15 protein-coding genes and 4 tRNA genes are annotated in these 18,550 nt (G+C 64.7%); 3 read left to right on the plus strand and 16 right to left on the minus strand.

The features are described from left to right. Window positions 1–9 precede the first annotated feature (9 nt). From rpsG to AB6730_RS09450, 16 genes are all read right to left on the minus strand, one after another. A complete protein-coding gene (gene rpsG, locus AB6730_RS09375) occupies window positions 10–477 on the minus strand; it encodes a 30S ribosomal protein S7 (protein WP_090059100.1) in 468 nt (155 codons plus the stop codon). Between the two features lie 16 nt (window positions 478–493). After that, on the minus strand, window positions 494–868 hold the full coding sequence (gene rpsL, locus AB6730_RS09380) for a 30S ribosomal protein S12 (RefSeq protein ID WP_036115505.1): 375 nt from the start codon (window positions 866–868) through the stop codon (window positions 494–496). 173 nt (window positions 869–1,041) lie between these two features. Continuing rightward, window positions 1,042–5,256: a DNA-directed RNA polymerase subunit beta' gene (gene rpoC / locus AB6730_RS09385; RefSeq protein ID WP_371023359.1), complete on the minus strand. Its 4,215-nt coding sequence runs from the start codon at window positions 5,254–5,256 to the stop codon at window positions 1,042–1,044. Between the two features lie 25 nt (window positions 5,257–5,281). Continuing rightward, complete coding sequence (rpoB, locus tag AB6730_RS09390; RefSeq protein ID WP_371023360.1) at window positions 5,282–9,451, minus strand: DNA-directed RNA polymerase subunit beta; 4,170 nt, start codon at window positions 9,449–9,451, stop codon at window positions 5,282–5,284. Between the two features lie 245 nt (window positions 9,452–9,696). Further along, window positions 9,697–10,068, minus strand: a complete 372-nt coding sequence (gene rplL, locus AB6730_RS09395) for a 50S ribosomal protein L7/L12 (RefSeq protein WP_306849836.1) — start codon at window positions 10,066–10,068, stop codon at window positions 9,697–9,699. A gap of 47 nt (window positions 10,069–10,115) precedes the next feature. Then, complete coding sequence (gene rplJ, locus AB6730_RS09400; RefSeq protein ID WP_306849834.1) at window positions 10,116–10,640, minus strand: 50S ribosomal protein L10; 525 nt, start codon at window positions 10,638–10,640, stop codon at window positions 10,116–10,118. A gap of 342 nt (window positions 10,641–10,982) precedes the next feature. Then, window positions 10,983–11,690 (minus strand): 50S ribosomal protein L1, encoded by a 708-nt coding sequence (gene rplA, locus AB6730_RS09405; protein ID WP_306849831.1) that lies wholly within the window; start codon window positions 11,688–11,690, stop codon window positions 10,983–10,985. Between the two features lie 3 nt (window positions 11,691–11,693). After that, entirely contained in the window at window positions 11,694–12,122 is a 429-nt protein-coding gene (gene rplK, locus AB6730_RS09410) for a 50S ribosomal protein L11 (RefSeq protein WP_306849829.1), read from the minus strand. Window positions 12,123–12,324: 202 nt separating this feature from the next. Continuing rightward, the gene (gene nusG, locus AB6730_RS09415) at window positions 12,325–12,885 is read right to left on the minus strand and encodes a transcription termination/antitermination protein NusG (RefSeq protein WP_306849827.1); all 561 of its coding nucleotides are present in this window, start codon (window positions 12,883–12,885) and stop codon (window positions 12,325–12,327) included. 8 nt (window positions 12,886–12,893) lie between these two features. Next, the gene (gene secE, locus AB6730_RS09420; RefSeq protein ID WP_371023361.1) at window positions 12,894–13,289 is read right to left on the minus strand and encodes a preprotein translocase subunit SecE; all 396 of its coding nucleotides are present in this window, start codon (window positions 13,287–13,289) and stop codon (window positions 12,894–12,896) included. Between the two features lie 13 nt (window positions 13,290–13,302). Next, window positions 13,303–13,378, minus strand: a tRNA-Trp gene (locus tag AB6730_RS09425). A 96-nt stretch (window positions 13,379–13,474) separates the two neighbouring features. Next, complete coding sequence (gene tuf / locus AB6730_RS09430) at window positions 13,475–14,665, minus strand: elongation factor Tu (protein ID WP_371023362.1); 1,191 nt, start codon at window positions 14,663–14,665, stop codon at window positions 13,475–13,477. A 63-nt stretch (window positions 14,666–14,728) separates the two neighbouring features. After that, window positions 14,729–14,804, minus strand: a tRNA-Thr gene (locus AB6730_RS09435). Between the two features lie 26 nt (window positions 14,805–14,830). Then, window positions 14,831–14,904: transfer RNA gene (locus tag AB6730_RS09440), tRNA-Gly, on the minus strand. 17 nt (window positions 14,905–14,921) lie between these two features. After that, a tRNA-Tyr gene (locus tag AB6730_RS09445) sits at window positions 14,922–15,007 on the minus strand. A gap of 261 nt (window positions 15,008–15,268) precedes the next feature. Further along, the gene (locus AB6730_RS09450; RefSeq protein WP_371023363.1) at window positions 15,269–15,754 is read right to left on the minus strand and encodes an acyl-CoA thioesterase; all 486 of its coding nucleotides are present in this window, start codon (window positions 15,752–15,754) and stop codon (window positions 15,269–15,271) included. 102 nt (window positions 15,755–15,856) lie between these two features. On the opposite strand from AB6730_RS09450, the gene AB6730_RS09455 reads away from it, so the two are divergent. From AB6730_RS09455 to AB6730_RS09465, 3 genes are read left to right on the plus strand one after another with little or no spacing between them, the layout of a single operon-like run. Further along, entirely contained in the window at window positions 15,857–17,770 is a 1,914-nt protein-coding gene (locus AB6730_RS09455; protein ID WP_371023364.1) for a SpoIIE family protein phosphatase, read from the plus strand. Next, on the plus strand, window positions 17,751–18,170 hold the full coding sequence (locus tag AB6730_RS09460) for an ATP-binding protein (protein ID WP_371023365.1): 420 nt from the start codon (window positions 17,751–17,753) through the stop codon (window positions 18,168–18,170). Before AB6730_RS09455 ends, AB6730_RS09460 begins: the two co-directional genes overlap by 20 nt. Further along, window positions 18,167–18,550 (plus strand): STAS domain-containing protein, encoded by a 384-nt coding sequence (locus tag AB6730_RS09465; protein ID WP_371023366.1) that lies wholly within the window; start codon window positions 18,167–18,169, stop codon window positions 18,548–18,550. Before AB6730_RS09460 ends, AB6730_RS09465 begins: the two co-directional genes overlap by 4 nt.

Below are 18,550 nucleotides of genomic sequence, written 5' to 3' on the forward strand. Positions count from 1 at the left end.
GAGCTGTAATTACCAGCGGTAATGCGAGAAGGCCTTGTTGGCCTCCGCCATGCGATGCGTCTCTTCGCGCTTCTTGACGGCGCCGCCACGGGATTCCGAGGCTTCGAGCAGTTCGGCGGCCAGCTTGCGCGGCATGGACGTTTCGCCGCGCTTGCGCGCCGCGTCGATCACCCAACGCATGGCGAGAGCCATACGACGGCCCGGACGGACCTCGACCGGCACCTGGTACGTGGCACCACCGACTCGGCGGGACTTCACCTCGACGGCCGGGGCGATATTGCCCAGGGCCTTCTCGACGAGCTGCACCGGCTCGGCGTTCTTTTCGCCGATGTGCTGCAGGGCGCCGTAGACGATGGCTTCAGCGACGGACTTCTTGCCGGACTTCATCACCATATTGATGAAACGGGCAATCAGCTGGCTTCCGTGCTTCGGGTCCGGGAGGACCACACGGGCGGGATGGGAACCTTTACGCGACATAATTCTTGTCCTCTACTCAGCTCTTCGGGCGCTTGGCGCCGTACTTCGAGCGCGACTTGCGACGCTTGGTCACGCCGGCGCAGTCGAGACTGCCGCGAACCGTGTGGTAACGCACACCGGGGAGATCCTTGACGCGACCGCCGCGGATCAGGACCACCGAGTGCTCCTGCAGATTGTGACCTTCGCCACCGATGTAGCTGATGACTTCGAAACCGTTGGTCAGGCGCACCTTGGCAACCTTACGCAGCGCCGAGTTCGGCTTCTTCGGAGTGGTCGTATAAACGCGCGTGCACACCCCGCGGCGCTGCGGGCTGCTCTGCAGGGCCGGCGAGGCGCTCTTGTACGCCTTCGGGCTGCGGGATTTGCGCACCAACTGGTTGACTGTCGTCATGCGAAGCTATTCCTGAGAAACATAAAGGCAGACCGATAGATCGGCCCGCCAGAGAAGCGTTGTTGACGTGCGCCGCCCGCGAAGCGGGCCAGCGCCCATCGTCCCTGATTCCGAACACGAGGCGCATCCTTGCGCCTCATTTCGTATGTACGAGCAAAACCCGGGTACGGGCCTTACTCGGCGCTATCGTTGGACCCGGCGGGAGCCTCTTCGAACGTGACAGCCGGTGCCGAAGAACCCGAGAGGGTTTCCAGCTCCGAGGCCGTCAGTCCGCCCTGGCTACGACGCGAAGCGTGGTATGCCAGACCCGTACCCGCAGGGATTAGCCGCCCAACAATAACATTTTCCTTCAGGCCACGCAACGTATCCCGGGTGCCACGGACCGCCGCCTCGGTGAGGACGCGGGTGGTTTCCTGGAACGAAGCCGCCGAGATGAACGACTCGGTGGCCAGCGAGGCCTTGGTGATGCCCAACAGGACCGACTCGAACTCGGCCCGACGCTCGCCCCGCTTCTCGGCGCGCTCGTTTTCCTCGTTGATCCGGACGCGCTCGACCTGCTCACCGCGCAGGTAAGTGCTGTCACCCGGCTCGGTGATCTCGACCTTGCGCAGCATCTGGCGAATGATCGCTTCGATGTGCTTGTCGTTGATCTTCACGCCCTGCAAGCGGTAGACGTCCTGGATCTCCTTGACCAGGTACGAGGCCAGCGGCTCGACACCCAGCAGGCGCAGGATGTCGTGCGGATTCGGCTCGCCGTCGACGACGGTTTCGCCCTTCTCCACGTGCTCGCCCTCGAACACGATGACCTGGCGCCACTTGGGAATCAGCTCTTCGTGCTCGTTGCCGTCCACGTCCTTGATGATGAGGCGCTGCTTGCCCTTGGTGTCCTTGCCGAAGCTGACGATACCCGAACGCTCCGCGAGGATCGCCGGCTCCTTCGGCTTGCGGGCTTCGAACAGGTCGGCGACGCGCGGCAGACCACCCGTGATGTCGCGGGTCTTCGAGGTTTCCTGCGGGATACGGGCGACGACGTCACCCACGCCCACTTCGGCACCGTTCTGGATCGAGACGATCGCACCCGCCGGCAGGAAGTACTGGGCCGCGATGTCCGTACCCGGCAGCTTGAGCTCACGGCCCTTGCTGTCTTCCAGGCGGACGATCGGGCGCAGGTCCTTCGCCTGCGTGCCGCGACGCTTCGGATCCGTCACCACCGCCGACTCGAGGCCGGTCAGTTCGTCGGTCTGCGACTGCACGGTCACGCCATCGATGAAGTCGATGAAGCGGACCACGCCGGCCACTTCCGTGACGATCGGGTGGGTATGCGGATCCCAGTTCGCGACGGTCTGGCCGGCCTTGACCGGGTCGCCGTCCTTCACCGCGATGGTCGCGCCGTAAGGCACCTTGTAACGCTCACGTTCGCGACCGTTGGCGTCGATGACGCTCACTTCGCCCGAACGCGAGACGGCGACCAGGTGACCCTGCGAATGCTCGACCGACTTCAGGTTGTTGAACTTCAGCGCGCCGGTCGTGCGGACCGTCACGTTGTCCACCGCAGCCGCACGGGACGCCGCACCACCGATGTGGAACGTACGCATCGTCAGCTGGGTACCCGGCTCACCGATCGACTGCGCGGCGACCACACCCACGGCCTCGCCCATGTTGACCAGGTGACCGCGAGCGAGGTCGCGGCCGTAGCACAGGGCACACACGCCGTGGCTGGCACGGCAGGTGATCGGCGAACGGACCTTGATCAGCTGCACGCCGGCCTTGTCGAGCTGGTCGACCAGGTACTCGTCGAGCAACGTGTCGCGGGTCACGATCGGCTGGTCGTCATCGCCCGGGGCGTAGACGTCCTCGACCACGACGCGACCGAGCACGCGCTCGCGCAACGGCTCGACCACGTCACCGCCTTCGACGATCGGCGACATCAGCACGCCATCTTCCGTGCCGCAATCGTGCTCGGTGATGACGACGTCCTGGGCCACGTCGACGAGGCGACGGGTCAGGTAACCGGAGTTCGCGGTCTTCAGCGCGGTATCCGCGAGACCCTTACGGGCACCGTGGGTCGAGTTGAAGTACTGCAGGACGTTCAGGCCTTCGCGGAAGTTCGCCTTGATGGGCGTCTCGATGATCGAGCCGTCCGGGCGGGCCATCAGGCCGCGCATGCCTGCCAGCTGACGAATCTGCGCCGCGCTACCACGCGCGCCGGAGTCCGCCATGATGTACAGCGAGTTCATCGACTTCTGGTTGACCGTGTTGCCGTCGGCGTCCTGCACCTTCTCGGTGCCGATACCGTCGATCATCGCCTTGGCGACGAGTTCGTTGGTACGCGACCAGATGTCGACCACCTTGTTGTAGCGCTCGCCGGCGGTCACCAGGCCCGACTGGTACTGCTCCTGGATCTCGACGACTTCCTTCTCGGCTTCCTCGAGGATGCCCTTCTTCTCGGCCGGGATCTTCATGTCGTCGATGCCGATGGAGATACCGGCGCGCGTCGCGAAACGGAAGCCGGTGTACATCAGCTTGTCGGCGAACACGACCGATTCCTTCAGGCCGAGCAGACGGTAGCTCTGGTTGATCAGGCGCGAGATGTTCTTCTTGGTCAGCTCGGTGTTGACCAGCGCGAAGGGCAAGCCCTCCGGGATGATCTCGGCGAGCAGGGCGCGACCCACCGTGGTGTCGACCAGGACGAGGCGCTCGACGCGCTCGCCATCGACGGTTTCCACGCTGCGCACGCGCACCTTCACCTTGGCGTGCAGCTCGACGGCGCGGTTGTCGTACGCACGACGCACTTCGCCGACGTTCGCGAACACCATGCCGGTGCCCTTCGCGTTGATCAGCTCGCGGGTCATGTAGTACAGGCCGAGCACGACGTCCTGCGACGGTACGATGATCGGCTCGCCGTTCGCCGGCGACAGGATGTTGTTCGACGACATCATCAGGGCGCGGGCTTCGAGCTGCGCCTCGATCGACAGCGGCACGTGCACGGCCATCTGGTCACCGTCGAAGTCGGCGTTGAACGCCGTACACACGAGCGGATGCAGCTGGATCGCCTTGCCTTCGATGAGGACCGGCTCGAACGCCTGGATACCCAGGCGATGCAGGGTCGGCGCACGGTTGAGCATGACCGGGTGCTCGCGGATCACGTCCTCGAGGATGTCCCAGACCTGCGCTTCCTCGCGCTCGACGAGCTTCTTCGCGGCCTTGATCGTGGTGGCTTCGCCACGGGCCTGCAGCTTGGCGAAGATGAAGGGCTTGAACAGCTCGAGCGCCATCTTCTTCGGCAGGCCGCACTGGTGCAGGCGCAGCGTCGGGCCGACCACGATGACCGAACGGCCCGAGTAGTCGACGCGCTTGCCGAGCAGGTTCTGGCGGAAGCGGCCCTGCTTGCCCTTGATCATGTCCGCGAGCGACTTCAGCGCGCGCTTGTTCGTGCCGGTGATGGCACGGCCACGGCGGCCGTTGTCGAGCAGCGCATCGACCGATTCCTGCAGCATGCGCTTCTCGTTGCGCACGATGATGTCGGGCGCGGCGAGCTCGAGCAGACGCTTCAGGCGGTTGTTGCGGTTGATGACGCGGCGGTACAGGTCGTTGAGGTCGGAGGTCGCGAAGCGGCCGCCATCCAGCGGAACGAGCGGACGCAGGTCGGGCGGCAGCACCGGCAGGACGGTCATGACCATCCATTCCGGCTTGTTGCCCGACTCGAGGAACGCCTCGATCAGCTTCACGCGCTTGGTGAGGCGCTTCAGCTTGGTCTCGGAATTCGTCGACGAGATCTCTTCCTTGAGGCGGATGACTTCGCCCGGCAGGTCGAGGCTCTTCAGCAGCTCGTAGACGGCCTCGGCACCCATGCGGGCGTCGAATTCGTCACCGTGCTCTTCGGTGGCTTCCAGGTACTGGTCTTCGCTGAGCAGCTGACCGCGCTCGAGCGCGGTCAAGCCCGGATCGATCACCACGAAGGCTTCGAAGTACAGGATGCGCTCGATGTCACGCAGGGTCATGTCCAGCATGAGGCCGATGCGCGAAGGCAGCGACTTCAGGAACCAGATGTGCGCGGTCGGGCTGGCCAGTTCGATGTGGCCCATGCGCTCGCGACGGACCTTGGCCAGGGTGACCTCGGTGCCGCACTTCTCGCAGACCACGCCGCGATGCTTCATGCGCTTGTATTTGCCGCACAGGCATTCGTAGTCCTTGATGGGACCGAAAATGGCCGCGCAGAACAGACCGTCACGCTCAGGCTTGAACGTGCGGTAGTTGATGGTTTCCGGCTTCTTCACTTCGCCGTACGACCACGAGCGGATCAGCTCCGGCGAAGCCAGAGCGATCTTGATCGCGTCGAAATCCAGCGTCTGTCGCTGCTGGTTGAACAGATTGAGCAGGTCTTTCATGCGTAATCTCCGGTAGCCGCGACGATCACTTGATCTCTTCGAGTTCGATGTCGATGCCGAGCGAGCGGATTTCCTTCACGAGTACGTTGAAGGATTCCGGCATGCCCGCGGCCATTTCGTGGTTGCCGTCCACAATGTTCTTGTACATCTGGTTGCGGCCCTGGACGTCGTCCGACTTGACGGTCAGCATTTCCTGCAGGGTGTACGCGGCGCCATACGCTTCCAGCGCCCAGACTTCCATTTCGCCGAAGCGCTGGCCACCGAACTGCGCCTTGCCGCCCAGCGGCTGCTGGGTGACGAGCGAGTACGGTCCCGTCGAACGCGCGTGCATCTTGTCGTCGACGAGGTGGTTCAGCTTCAGCATGTGCATGTAGCCGACGGTGACCGGGCGATCGAACGCCTCGCCGGTACGGCCGTCGAAGAGCACCGTCTGTCCGGATTCCGGCAGGTCGGCGAGCTTGAGCATGTGCTTGATCTCGGACTCCTCGGCACCGTCGAACACCGGCGTCGCCATCGGCACGCCGTCGCAGAGGTTGTTCGCCAGGGAGACGATCTCGTGGTCGGACATCGACTTTAGGTCGACGTGACGCACCGCGCCTTCCGCACCGGCGTTGCCGTGGTTGTAGACCTCGTCGAGGAACTCGCGCAGCTTGGCGGGCTTCTCGTTGGCCTGGATCATCGCCTCGATCTTGTGGCCGAGACCCTTCGCCGCCCAGCCGAGGTGAACCTCGAGGATCTGGCCGATGTTCATACGCGAAGGCACGCCCAGCGGGTTCAGCACGATGTCGACCGGACGGCCGTCGGCGGAGAACGGCATGTCCTCGACCGGAACGATCATCGACACGACACCCTTGTTACCGTGACGGCCGGCCATCTTGTCGCCCGGCTGGATGCGGCGCTTGACGGCCAGGTAGACCTTGACCATCTTGAGCACGCCCGGCGCGAGGTCGTCGCCCTGGGTGATCTTGCCCTGCTTCTCCTTGAAGCGCTTGTCGAAGTTCTCCTTGTGGCGCTTGACCTGTTCGGCCGCGCGCTCGAGGAACTCGGACACTTCCTCTTCCTTGACGTTGATCTTGAACCAGTCGTCCTTCTTCAGGCCGTCCAGGTAGGCGTCGTCGATCGTGGTGCCACGCTTGAGGCCACCCGGGCCGCTCATCGCGGTCTTGCCGACCAGCTGCGAGCGCATGCGGGCATAGATCGCGCCCTCGAGGATGCGGAACTGGTCGTCGAGATCCTTGCGGATCCGCTTCAGTTCGGTCTCTTCGATCTGCTTGGCGCGCTTGTCCTTCTCGATACCGTCGCGGGTGAAGACCTGCACGTCGATGACGTTGCCGTCCATGCCCGGGGGCACGCGCAGCGAGCTGTCCTTCACGTCCGAGGCCTTCTCGCCGAAGATCGCGCGAAGCAGCTTCTCTTCCGGCGTGAGCTGGCTTTCGCCCTTCGGCGTGACCTTGCCGACGAGGATGTCGCCCGCCTTCACTTCCGCACCGATGTACACGATGCCGGATTCGTCGAGGCGCGCGAGCGCCTGCTCACCGACGTTCGGGATGTCCGCGGTGATTTCCTCGGCGCCGAGCTTGGTGTCGCGGGCGATACACGTCAGTTCCTCGATGTGGATCGAGGTGTAACGGTCTTCCTGCACCACGCGCTCGGAGATGAGGATCGAGTCTTCGAAGTTGTAGCCGTTCCACGGCATGAACGCGACGAGCATGTTCTGGCCAAGCGCGAGCTCGCCCAGGTCGGTCGAGGAACCGTCCGCCAGCGTGTCGCCCACCGCCACCACGTCACCCACGTTCACCAGCGGACGCTGGTTGAGGTTGGTGTTCTGGTTGGAGCGGGTGTACTTGGTCAGCGTGTAGATATCGACGCCGGCATCGTCGTCGCCGACTTCGGCTTCGTTGACGCGCACGACGATACGGGCCGCGTCGACCTGGTCGATCACGCCGCCACGACGGGCCGACACGGTCACGCCCGAGTCACGCGCCACGGCGCGCTCGATGCCCGTGCCGACGAGCGGCTTCTGGCTGCGCAGGGTCGGAACGGCCTGGCGCTGCATGTTCGCGCCCATCAGTGCGCGGTTGGCGTCGTCGTGCTCGAGGAACGGGACGAGCGCCGCGGCGACCGACACGGTCTGCATCGGCGAGACGTCCATGTAGTTGATCTCGGCCGACGGACGCAGCTCGGACTCACCACGGAAACGGCAGGAGACGAAGTCCTCGATGAACTTGCCTTCCTTGGTCAGCGGCGAGTTCGCCTGCGCGATCACGTGGTCGCCCTCCTCGATCGCGGAAAGGTAGTCGACCTTGTCGGTGACCTTGCCGTTCTCGACCTTGCGGTACGGCGTCTCGAGGAAGCCGTAGGCATTGGTGCGGGCATACACGGCCAGCGAGTTGATCAGGCCGATGTTCGGGCCTTCCGGCGTTTCGATGGTGCAGACGCGGCCGTAATGGGTCGGATGCACGTCGCGCACTTCGAAGCCGGCGCGCTCACGGGTCAGGCCGCCCGGTCCGAGCGCCGACACGCGGCGCTTGTGGGTCACTTCGGACAGCGGGTTGTTCTGGTCCATGAACTGCGAGAGCTGCGACGAGCCGAAGAACTCCTTCACCGCCGCCGCGACCGGCTTGGCGTTGATCAGTTCCTGCGGGGTCAGGCCCTCGGACTCGGCCAGCGACAGGCGCTCGCGAACCGCGCGCTCGACGCGGACGAGACCGATGCGGAAGGTGTTCTCCGCCATTTCGCCGACCGAACGCACGCGGCGGTTACCCAGGTGATCGATATCGTCGACCGTGCCCGTACCGTTGCGGATGTCGATCAGCACGCGCAGCACGTCGAGGATGTCGGACGTCTCGCCCTGCTCCGCGACCAGGCGCTGGCATTCGTCTTCCTTGCGCTCGGCGAAGTACTTGTGGTCGTACAGCACGCCCGGGCCGATGACGTCCTTGCGGCCGACACGACGGTTGAACTTCATGCGGCCCACGGCCGACAGGTCGTAGCGGTCGAAGGTGAAGAACAGGTTGAAGAACAGGTTCTGCGCGGCGTCCTTGGTCGGCGGCTCGCCCGGACGCATCATCCGGTAGATTTCGACCAGGGCCTCGAGCTGCGTGCGCGTGTTGTCGATGCGCAGCGTGTTCGAGATGTACGCGCCACGATCGAGATCGTTCACGTACAACGTCGGCACCGTCTCGATGCCAGCCTTGCGGAAGCGCTCCAGGTGCTCGGCGGTCAGTTCGTCGTTGGCCGCGGCGATGATCTCGCCGGTGTCCTTGTCGACCATGTCGATCGCGACGATACGGCCGACCGGGTAGTCGTCCGGCACTTCGAGCGTGGTGATCTTCTCGCTGGCGAGCTGGCGAACGTGGCGCGCGGTGATGCGCTTGCCGGCTTCGACCAGCACCTTGCCGTCGATCACGAGGTCGAAGGAAAGCGTTTCACCACGCAGGCGCTCGGCGACGAGGTCGAGGGTGACGCCACCCTTCTTGCCCAGGTGGAACACGTTGTGCTCGAAGAAGATCTGCAGCATCTCTTCGTTCGTGTAGCCGAGCGCGCGCAGCAGCACGGTCACCGGCAGCTTGCGGCGACGATCGATACGGGTGAACAGCGCGTCCTTCGGGTCGAACTCGAAGTCGAGCCACGAGCCACGGTAAGGAATCACGCGGGCGGAGAACAGCAACTTGCCCGAGCTGTGCGTCTTGCCGCGGTCGTGGTCGAAGAACACGCCCGGCGAACGGTGCAGCTGCGAGACGATGACGCGCTCGGTGCCGTTGATGATGAAGGTGCCGGTCTCGGTCATGAGCGGAATCTCGCCCATGTAGACCTCCTGCTCCTTCACGTACTTCACGGCCTTCTTCGAGGCCGGGCTGTCCTTGTCGTAGATGACCAGGCGGACGGTCGTGCGCAGCGGCGCGCCGAACGTCATGCCGCGGTTGCGGCACTCGCGCTCGTCGAACGCCGGCTCGCCGAGCCGGTAGTCCACGTATTCGAGGGCGGCGTTGCCGGAATAGCTGGAAATCGGGAACACCGACTTCAGCGCGGCGTGCAGGCCCTTGTCTTCACGCTGCTTGGGGCTGACCTGCTCCTGCAGGAATTCCTTGTACGAGTCGGTCTGGATCGTCAGCAGGTTGGGCACGCCCAGCACGGGCGGACGCTTGCCGAAATCCTTACGGATGCGCTTCTTCTCGGTAAACGAGTAGGTCATGGTGGGTACCGCCTCGGTTTCATGATGCCGGCCAGAGAGCGCCAGCTAACAGTTAGTGAATCGAAAATCGGAGATCGAGATTCGTACCGCAGGGCATCGCTGCCCTCGACTCCCGATGTCCCATTTCCGACGGATCAACAACGGACATGGAACGTGGAACATGGCCTGGAACGGCCAAAGCCCGGGGGCTTACGCCCCCAGGCTCACTTGACGCTATGTCGAACAGCTGGCGCGCAAGGCGCCGATTACTTGAGTTCGACCGTGGCGCCGGCAGCTTCGAGGTCCTTCTTGAACTTCTCGGCATCTTCCTTCGAAGCCGCTTCCTTCACGACGCCGCCGGCCTCGGTGAGGTCCTTGGCTTCCTTCAGGCCGAGGCCGGTGATGGCGCGGACGGCCTTGATCACGTCAACCTTCTTCTCGCCGGCGGACTTCAGGATCACGTCGAACTCGGTCTGCGCTTCGGCAGCCGGGCCGGCAGCGGCCGGGCCAGCAACGGCAACCGGGGCGGCAGCCGAGACGCCGAAGGTGTCTTCGATCGACTTCACCAGCTCCATGATTTCCATCAGGGACTTGGCCTTGATGGCTTCGACGATCTGTTCGGTGGTCAGGGTGGACATTGTTTCTTACCTTCTGAAATGGGGTCTTATGGAAATAAGTCGACGAATCAGGCTTCGGCCGGGGCTTCGGCGGCGACTTCGCCACCACCCTGCTTCTCGCCAACGGCCTTGACGGCGCGCGCGAACATCGTGACCGGCTCGTTGAGGACGCGAGCCAGCATGGCCAGCGCTTCCTGACGGGTCGGCAACGAGGCAAGCACGTCGACGTGGGCGGCGGGAAGGAGCTTGCCTTCCACGGACACGACCTTCGTCTTGAGCTTGTCGTTGGTCTTCGCGAATTCCTTGATCAGGCGGCCTGCGGCGCCCGGTTCCTCAGTGGAGAACGCATAGAGCAGCGGACCGACGAGAGCGTCCTTGACGACCTCGAATTCGGTACCAGCCACGGCGCGTGCAGCGAGGGTGTTCTTGACAACTTTCAGGAACACGCCCGTTTCACGAGCCTTCTTGCGCATCTCGGTCATCTGGGAGACCGTGGTGCCCGCGTATTCGGCGGCGACCAAGGAGTGAGCCTTCGCGGCGACTTCTGCCAGCTCGGCGACTACTTCTTGCTTCTGAGACAGATTGAGAGCCATTGCACTCCTCCAATTGAACTCCGCTCACGACTCCTGCCGCTTGCGGTCCTGGGCGACATCGTCCTGACGTCGGGGACGCGGGGTCCCGGGTGGTGGCCTTTCCAGATTCGAAACGAATGCCAGAAGGGGCTGCACCATCTACGCAGGCCGGACCCGAAGAGGCATCCGATTAAGCGAACCCGCTGCCGACGACGGCGTTTCCTTGCCAACACGAGCTCCCTGCTCGTCGCCGTCGCGCGCTGCTCGCGCCTACGGTCTTTGACGGCTGCCCCGGCACGAAACCGGGGTCGCCCTCAAAAACGTGCCCCCGCCGGCCGGGCCGGCGAGGGTCGTAACTCTTGCTTACTTGGTCGAGGTGTTCACGGTCGAGGTATCGACCGGCACGCCCACGCCCATGGTGCTCGACAGCGACACCTTCTGGATGTACTGGCCCTTCGCCGCGGCCGGCTTGGCCTTCAGCAGATCGGCGATCAGCGCATTCAGGTTGTCCGCCAGCTGGGCGGCTTCGAAGCTCGCCTTGCCGATGGTGGCGTGGATGATGCCGCCCTTGTCGTTGCGGAACTTGACCTGGCCGGCCTTGGCGTTCTTGACGGCCGTGGCGACGTCGGCGGTGACCGAGCCGTCCTTCGGGTTCGGCATCAGGCCCCGGGGACCGAGCACCTGGCCGAGCTTACCGACGACGCGCATCGCGTCCGGCGTGGCGATGACGCGACCGTAGTTGAGGTCGCCCGCCTGCATCTTCTCGGCGAGGTCGTCCATGCCGACGGCATCGGCGCCAGCCGCGAGGGCGGCGTCGGCCTTCTCACCGGCCGGGACGAACACGGCGACGCGAACGGTCTTGCCGGTGCCGTGCGGCAGCAGCGACGAACCGCGCACGCCCTGGTCCGACTTCTTCGCATCGATGCCCAGGCGGACCGAGACGTCGACCGACTCGGCGAACTTCGCCTTGGCGTTGTCCTTGACGATCTTCAGCGCCTCGTCGAGACCGTAGGTCTTGCCGGGCTGAACGGCGGCCGTGGCGGCCTTCATACGCTTAGTGAGCTTTGCCATGTCTTAACCCTCCACCACCAGACCCATGGAACGCGCGCTGCCGGCGATCGTACGCACGGCGGCATCCAGATCGGCAGCCGTGAGATCCGGCTCCTTCTGCTTCGCGATGTCCTCGAGCTGGGCACGGGTGACCTTGCCCACCTTGTCGGTGTTCGGCTTCGGAGAACCCTTCGCCACGCCCGTGATCTTCTTGAGGAGGATCGAGGCCGGCGGGGTCTTCGTGATGAAGGTGAAGGTACGATCCGAATAAGCCGTGATCACGACCGGGATCGGGAGACCCGGCTCGAGCTTCTGCGTGGCGGCATTGAACGCCTTGCAGAACTCCATGATGTTCAGGCCGCGCTGACCGAGCGCCGGACCGACCGGCGGCGACGGGTTCGCCTGGCCGGCCTTCACCTGCAACTTGATGTAACCAATGACTTTCTTTGCCATTTATCTTTCCTCGCGAGTGCTGGCGCCTTGCGGCTCCTCGCTGTAGACCGTCCGTGGAGGTGGTAGGGCCGCGCCTGCGAACCCCTGAAACACGGACACGCCGGAGCACAAGGCTCCAGCGTGAACCGGGCATTATAGGCGTCCGGCTCGGGTTAAGCAAACCCCATGCCGAATGGGCTGGCCAGGGCCAGCCAGAAGACCGTCAGGCCTTCTCCACCTGGCCGAACTCGAGCTCGACCGGGGTAGAACGACCGAAAATGAGCACCGCGACGCGCAGGCGGCTCTTTTCGTAATTGACTTCCTCGACCACGCCGTTGAAGTCGTTGAACGGACCGTCGGTGACGCGAACCATCTCGCCTGGCTCGAAGAGGACCTTCGGGCGGGGCTTTTCGACACCTTCGCGGACGCGGCTCAGGATGGCCTCGGCCTCGCTGTCGCGGATCGGGTGCGGACGGTCGGCGGTGCCGCCGATGAAACCCATGACCTTCGGGGTTTCCTTGACCAGGTGCCAGCATTCGTCGTCGATACGCGGCGTCTTGCCGCTGGTATCGGTCTCGATCTGGACCAGGACGTAACCAGGGAAGAACTTGCGCTCGCTGCGACGCTTCTGGCCGCCGCGCATCTCGATGACTTCCTCGGTCGGAACCAGGATCTCACCGAACTTCTCTTCCATGCCCTCGCGCTTGACGCGCTCATCGAGGGCCTTGCGAACCTGCTGCTCGAACCCCGAATAGGCGTGAACCACGTACCAGCGCTTGCTCATGCCTTACCTCAATGTCCGAGTTTCAACAGCCAATCGAGCACGAGCGACTTCAGCAACCAGTCGATCAGCCCCATCAACAGCGAAAGAATGACGACGACCACCATGATGATACCGGTGGTCTTCAGCGTTTCGTCGCGCGACGGCCAGACGACCTTGCGCAACTCGAACTGCGATTCGGCGACAAAGCCGCGCAGCTTGCGACCCGGGGCCGTGAAGGCACCGATCGCCAGGGCGGCCGCGACAGCGACGAGCACACCGACGACGCGCGCAAACGACGGCACGTTCGGGTTATCGCTAAAATAGTAGAAACCGACGATGCCTGCGGCGAGCACGACCAGCGCAAGCGCCAGCTTGCCGATGTCGGCCGGGCCCAAACCCTTGGCTTCTTGTGCCTTCGTATTCATGCGCACTCAAGAGTGGCACGCCAGGAGGGACTCGAACCCCCAACCTGCGGTTTTGGAGACCGCTGCTCTGCCAATTGAGCTACTGGCGTACAGGTAAAACAGTGGAACCGCGAAAGCGGGCGGTCAACGACCCACCCGCCCCGCGACCGGGTGCCGGCCCCGAAGGACCGGCATCGCTTGTCTTCTTACTTGTTGATCTTGGAGACGACACCGGCGCCGACGGTACGACCGCCTTCGCGGATCGCGAAGCGCAGGCCTTCGTCCATCGCGATCGGGAAGCCCAGCGTGACGCTGATCTTCACGTTGTCGCCCGGCATCACCATCTCCACGCCTTCCGGCAGCTTGATCGAACCGGTCACGTCCGTGGTACGGAAGTAGAACTGCGGACGATAGTTGCTGAAGAACGGCGTGTGACGGCCACCCTCGTCCTTCGACAGGATGTACACCTCACCTTCGAACTCCGTGTGCGGCGTCACCGAACCCGGCTTGGCCAGCACCTGGCCACGCTCGACGTCTTCACGCTTCAGGCCGCGAACCAGCACGCCGACGTTGTCACCGGCCTGACCCTGGTCCAGCAGCTTGCGGAACATTTCCACGCCCGTCACCGTCGTGGTCTGGGTGTCCTTCAGACCGACCACTTCGGCCGGGTCACCCACCTTGACGATGCCGCGCTCGACGCGACCGGTCAGCACCGTGCCACGACCCGAGATCGAGAACACGTCTTCCACCGGCAGCAGGAACGGCTTGTCGATGTCGCGCTCCGGCTCCGGAATCCAGCTGTCCAGCGCATCCACCAGCTTGATGATCGACGGCACGCCGATCTCCGACTGGTCACCGTCCAGCGCCAGACGCGCCGAACCGTGGATGATCGGCGTGTCGTCGCCCGGGAACTCGTACTTCGACAGCAGCTCGCGCACTTCCATCTCGACCAGCTCGAGCAGCTCGGCGTCGTCCACCATGTCGGCCTTGTTCAGGAACACGACGATGTACGGCACGCCCACCTGGCGCGACAGCAGGATGTGCTCGCGCGTCTGCGGCATCGGGCCGTCCGCGGCCGAGCACACCAGGATCGCGCCGTCCATCTGCGCCGCACCCGTGATCATGTTCTTCACATAATCCGCGTGGCCCGGGCAATCGACGTGGCCGTAGTGGCGCTTCGGCGATTCGTATTCCACGTGCGCGGTCGAGATCGTGATACCGCGCGCCTTCTCTTCCGGCGCCGCGTCGATCGAACCGTAGTCCTTGAATTCGCCGCCAAAACGCTCGGCGCCAATCTTCGTCAGCGCAGCCGTCAGCGTGGTCTTGCCGTGATCGACGTGACCGATGGTGCCGACGTTGACGTGCGGCTTCTTACGTTCGAACTTACCCTTTGCCATGAGCGCTAAACTCCGCTGGAGCCAATGAGATAGTAAAAAAGGAACCGCCGCGGACGACGAAGATGGTGCTCATGACTGGAATCGAACCAGCGACCTCTTCCTTACCAAGGAAGTGCTCTACCGACTGAGCTACATGAGCACGTGACGCAGCGCGCGTGAGAACAATGGAGCGGGAGACGGGAATCGAACCCGCACAATCAGCTTGGAAGACTGAAGTTCTACCATTGAACTACTCCCGCACTACGCGGAACTCGTCTGGTGGAGGAAGGTGGATTCGAACCACCGAAGGCGTAAGCCAGCAGATTTACAGTCTGCCCCCGTTGGCCGCTTGGGTATTCCTCCAACAAAGAACGCCTATTGTCGCGAGCGTCCCGGAAACTGTCAACAACTTCCGCACGCTGAAATCACATGCGGCAGCGGCTTCCGAACGCCGTGACACCCCGCCGGGACGGGTGCCTGGCGAGGGGGCCGCGCAGTGTAGCGGCGGGGTCGGGGGAAGTGAAGTGTTTGTGCGGAATGAATCGCCGACAGGGTCGGCTTCCACCAGATCACAGCAGCCCGGCGGTTCACGGAGCCCCGGTGGGAGCCGACCCTATCGGCGATTCAGGCCTCGCGGGTGGCGCGGACCAGGGGCTCCATCGCGCGCGACATTTCCATCAGCTTGAGCGCGTATTCCTGCAGACGCCGGTCCCTCTCTTCGACGGGCGTCCACGGTGGTACCGGCGTGGGCTTGCCGCCATCCGGTTTGTCCAGCGCCACGAAGACCATCACGCAACTGGTGGCCAGGCGCTCTTCACCGCTGCGCAGGTCGCGCGCGAGCACATCCACCGAGAGGTGCATGCTCGAGGTGCCGGTGTGGATCAGCCGTGCCCGCACCGTGACCAGGTCGCCGATCAGGATGGGGGCGAGGAACTGGATGCCGCTGACCGACGCGGTGACGCAATAGGCGCCGCTCCAGCCCACCGCACAGGCGTAGCCTGCCTGGTCGAGCCACTTCATCGCCATACCGCCATGGACCTTGCCGCCGAAGTTCACATCGGTCGGTTGGGCCAGGAAGCGGAACTCGACCTCGCGCTGGGTGCCGGACATGCCCTTACCTGTTTGGGAAAAGATCACATTATGACGCTCCGGCAGCTTGTGGGGCCGCCCGGGGCAGCATAGATTCCGAGGCATAGCCCACTGGAGCCCTCTATGGTCCTTCGCAGCGTCGCCTCGCGGCTCGCCCTGGGCGTTCTCCTGGGGTCGGCGATCGTGCTGATCGTCACGGGCGGGCTGATGCTGTCGCATACCCGGGAACAGATCCTCAAGCAGACGGAACGCGAGGCCGCAGCCGTCTCAGGCTGGGCTGCGACGCGGATAAAAGGCCGCATCGACGGCGTCGCCAAGGTGTCCCAGGTTCTCGCCGGCATCCTGGGCACGCGCCGGGATGAAGCACCCGCCCTGATCCGGGACACCCTCGTGGTCAATCCGGAACTGGTCGACATCACCGCCGCCTTCATTCCGCACAACAGCGACGCGCCACGCGACGAGGACGCCCCGGTGGCCCGCCGCGCGGCGAACGGCAAGCTGAGCATGGGCAGCCGCCTCGGCGATCCGGAGTTGTACTGGCGAGCGCCCTGGTTCGTCCGCGGATTGAACTGCGAGCGTGGTTGCTGGCAGGCGCCGTTCCACTCCGTGGACCGCAGCGACCCGCTGGTGGGTTATTCCGTCGCCATTCCCGGCAAGGCCGGGTCCGTCATCGGCGTGGCCGACGCCACCATCAGCCTCGGCTGGTTGCAGCAGTTGCTGGGGGAGCTGAACAAGCCGGACCACGCCTCGGCCTTCGTGATCGACGCCAGCGGCGAATTCCTCGCCCATGACTGGACCTCGTACATCGGCACGCGCGGCAGCAAGCCACTGCTCGCGGCCATCGCCGAGCGGCGCAATCCCGCCAGGATCACGCCCGAGATGGGCGGCCGCGTGAGCGAGCCGGTATGGGTCTATTTCGTGCCGATCCCCGGCACGAGCTGGACCTTCGGCCTGACCATGCCCGAGCGGCAAGTCCTGGCGGACCTTCGCCAGACGTACTCAGTCGACCTTCTCCTCGGCGTCCTCGCACTGGCCGGCGTGTCCCTGATCGCGCTGGTCATCACACGGCGCCTGATGGCCCCGCTCGTGGTGCTTTCCGATCGCGTCGAGGACGTCGCGCGCGGCGAACTCGACTTCGCCCTGCCCCAGCTGAAGCGCAACGACGAGGTGGGTCGCCTCACGCGGGCCTTCGACCAGATGCGCCATCAGCTGGCCGGCCATATCGACTCCGCCAAGCGCATCGCCCGCGAGCAGGAGCGCATGACCAGCGAACTGGAGATCGCCCGGCAGATCCAGCTGGCCCTGATCCCCGAGCCGCACTGGCTGGCGGCGGACGGCCGCATCGAACTGCATGCCGCGCTACGCCCGGCGAGCGCGGTGGGTGGCGACCTGTACACCTATTTCACCCTGGGCGCGCGGCATGTCTGCGTCATGGTGGGCGATGTCTCGGACAAGGGCATCCCCGCCGCGCTATTCATGGCGCGCACGATCACCCTCGCGCGCACCCTCGCCACCCACGCCCGCTCACCCAGCGACATCCTGGGTGCGCTGAACCGGGAGCTTTGCAAGGGCAACGACACCTGCATGTTCGTCACCCTGCTTTGCGGTGTCGTCGAAACCGAGACCGGACTACTCACGCTGGCCAGCGCCGGGCACGAGCAACCGGTGCTGCATGCGGGGGGCAGCGCCATCCTGGTGGACGTCGAAACCGGGCCGGCGCTCGGCCTGGACCGCGAAGCGCGCTACCCTGTACGCGTACTTACGCTGCTTGGGGGCGATACCTTGCTCATGTACACCGATGGCGTCAGCGAGGCGCATGCGGGAAACCAGCGCCTTTACGGCACCCACGCGATCCTGGACAGCGTCGCGCGCATCGAGGATGGCGCCGCGCCGGACGCCTACGTGGAACGTATCCTCGGCGACGTCGACGCCTATGTGGACGGGGCCCCCGCCTACGACGACATCGCACTGCTCGCGCTCACCTGGCACGACAGCGGCGCCGAGGGAGTCCGCCTCGATGCGGCTGCGCATTCCTAACCGGCTCGAGGACGTCTTCCTCGCGCTGGACCGGGCCGAAGGCACGCTGGACCGTGCCGAGGTCGATCCCGCCTGCCGCGCGGACGTACGCCTCGTGCTCGAGGAACTGCTGGTGAACACGGTGCGCCACGGCTACCCGGACGGGCGCGACGGCAGCATCGAGATCACGCTCCGGATCGAGCCCGATGCGGTCCACCTGGAATTGCGCGACGATGCCATGGCGTTCGACCCGCTCCAGCACGAGCCCCCACACCTCCCCGGGGACATCGCGCGCCGAGATATCGGCGGCCTCGGGCTGCACCTGGCTCGCAGCATCGCCAGCGACTTCCACTATGCACGCGACGCACACGGCAATCGTGTCGTCATCCGCTTCGACCCTTTCGACGAGCCCGCCACATGACCCTCATCGTCCGCAGCGAAAGCCCGACCACCGACCGCAGCACGGTGTGGCTGGAAGGCCGCCTCGACGCCGCGACGTTCGCCGCGTTCGACGAGGCGATGCACGACATCACGCCACTGGTCGACAACGGCGGCACCCTGGTCATCGACCTGTCGGCGCTGGAATACATCAGCAGCGCCGGGCTGCGCAGCCTCGCGCAACTGCGCAAGCAGATGCACGATCGCGAGGGCCGCACGCTGCTGCTCAACCCGCAACCGCAGGTCAAGAAGGTTTTCGACATCGTGAAGGCGGTGCCCGTCGCCGAGGTGTTCGCCAACGTGGCGGAACTCGATCAGTACCTCGACCACATGCAGCGGCAGATGACCGCGCCGGAAGGTTGA

The organism is Luteibacter sp. RCC_6_2, assembly GCF_041360655.1.
In the GTDB taxonomy this organism is placed as follows: Bacteria; Pseudomonadota; Gammaproteobacteria; order Xanthomonadales; family Rhodanobacteraceae; genus Luteibacter.

What these genes read in the sequence shown, in the direction of transcription:
- rpsG (WP_090059100.1), bottom strand. Translation starts at nt 477, where the DNA reads ATGTCGCGTAAAGGTTCCCATCCCGCCCGTGTGGTCCTCCCGGACCCG.
- rpsL (WP_036115505.1), bottom strand. Translation starts at nt 868, where the DNA reads ATGACGACAGTCAACCAGTTGGTGCGCAAATCCCGCAGCCCGAAGGCG.
- rpoC (WP_371023359.1), bottom strand. Translation starts at nt 5,256, where the DNA reads ATGAAAGACCTGCTCAATCTGTTCAACCAGCAGCGACAGACGCTGGAT.
- rpoB (WP_371023360.1), bottom strand. Translation starts at nt 9,451, where the DNA reads ATGACCTACTCGTTTACCGAGAAGAAGCGCATCCGTAAGGATTTCGGC.
- rplL (WP_306849836.1), bottom strand. Translation starts at nt 10,068, where the DNA reads ATGTCCACCCTGACCACCGAACAGATCGTCGAAGCCATCAAGGCCAAG.
- rplJ (WP_306849834.1), bottom strand. Translation starts at nt 10,640, where the DNA reads ATGGCTCTCAATCTGTCTCAGAAGCAAGAAGTAGTCGCCGAGCTGGCA.
- rplA (WP_306849831.1), bottom strand. Translation starts at nt 11,690, where the DNA reads ATGGCAAAGCTCACTAAGCGTATGAAGGCCGCCACGGCCGCCGTTCAG.
- rplK (WP_306849829.1), bottom strand. Translation starts at nt 12,122, where the DNA reads ATGGCAAAGAAAGTCATTGGTTACATCAAGTTGCAGGTGAAGGCCGGC.
- nusG (WP_306849827.1), bottom strand. Translation starts at nt 12,885, where the DNA reads ATGAGCAAGCGCTGGTACGTGGTTCACGCCTATTCGGGGTTCGAGCAG.
- secE (WP_371023361.1), bottom strand. Translation starts at nt 13,289, where the DNA reads ATGAATACGAAGGCACAAGAAGCCAAGGGTTTGGGCCCGGCCGACATC.
- tuf (WP_371023362.1), bottom strand. Translation starts at nt 14,665, where the DNA reads ATGGCAAAGGGTAAGTTCGAACGTAAGAAGCCGCACGTCAACGTCGGC.
- AB6730_RS09450 (WP_371023363.1), bottom strand. Translation starts at nt 15,754, where the DNA reads ATGTCCGGCACCCAGCGCGAGGTCGAGTTCCGCTTCCTGGCCCAACCG.
- AB6730_RS09455 (WP_371023364.1), top strand. Translation starts at nt 15,857, where the DNA reads ATGGTCCTTCGCAGCGTCGCCTCGCGGCTCGCCCTGGGCGTTCTCCTG.
- AB6730_RS09460 (WP_371023365.1), top strand. Translation starts at nt 17,751, where the DNA reads ATGCGGCTGCGCATTCCTAACCGGCTCGAGGACGTCTTCCTCGCGCTG.
- AB6730_RS09465 (WP_371023366.1), top strand. Translation starts at nt 18,167, where the DNA reads ATGACCCTCATCGTCCGCAGCGAAAGCCCGACCACCGACCGCAGCACG.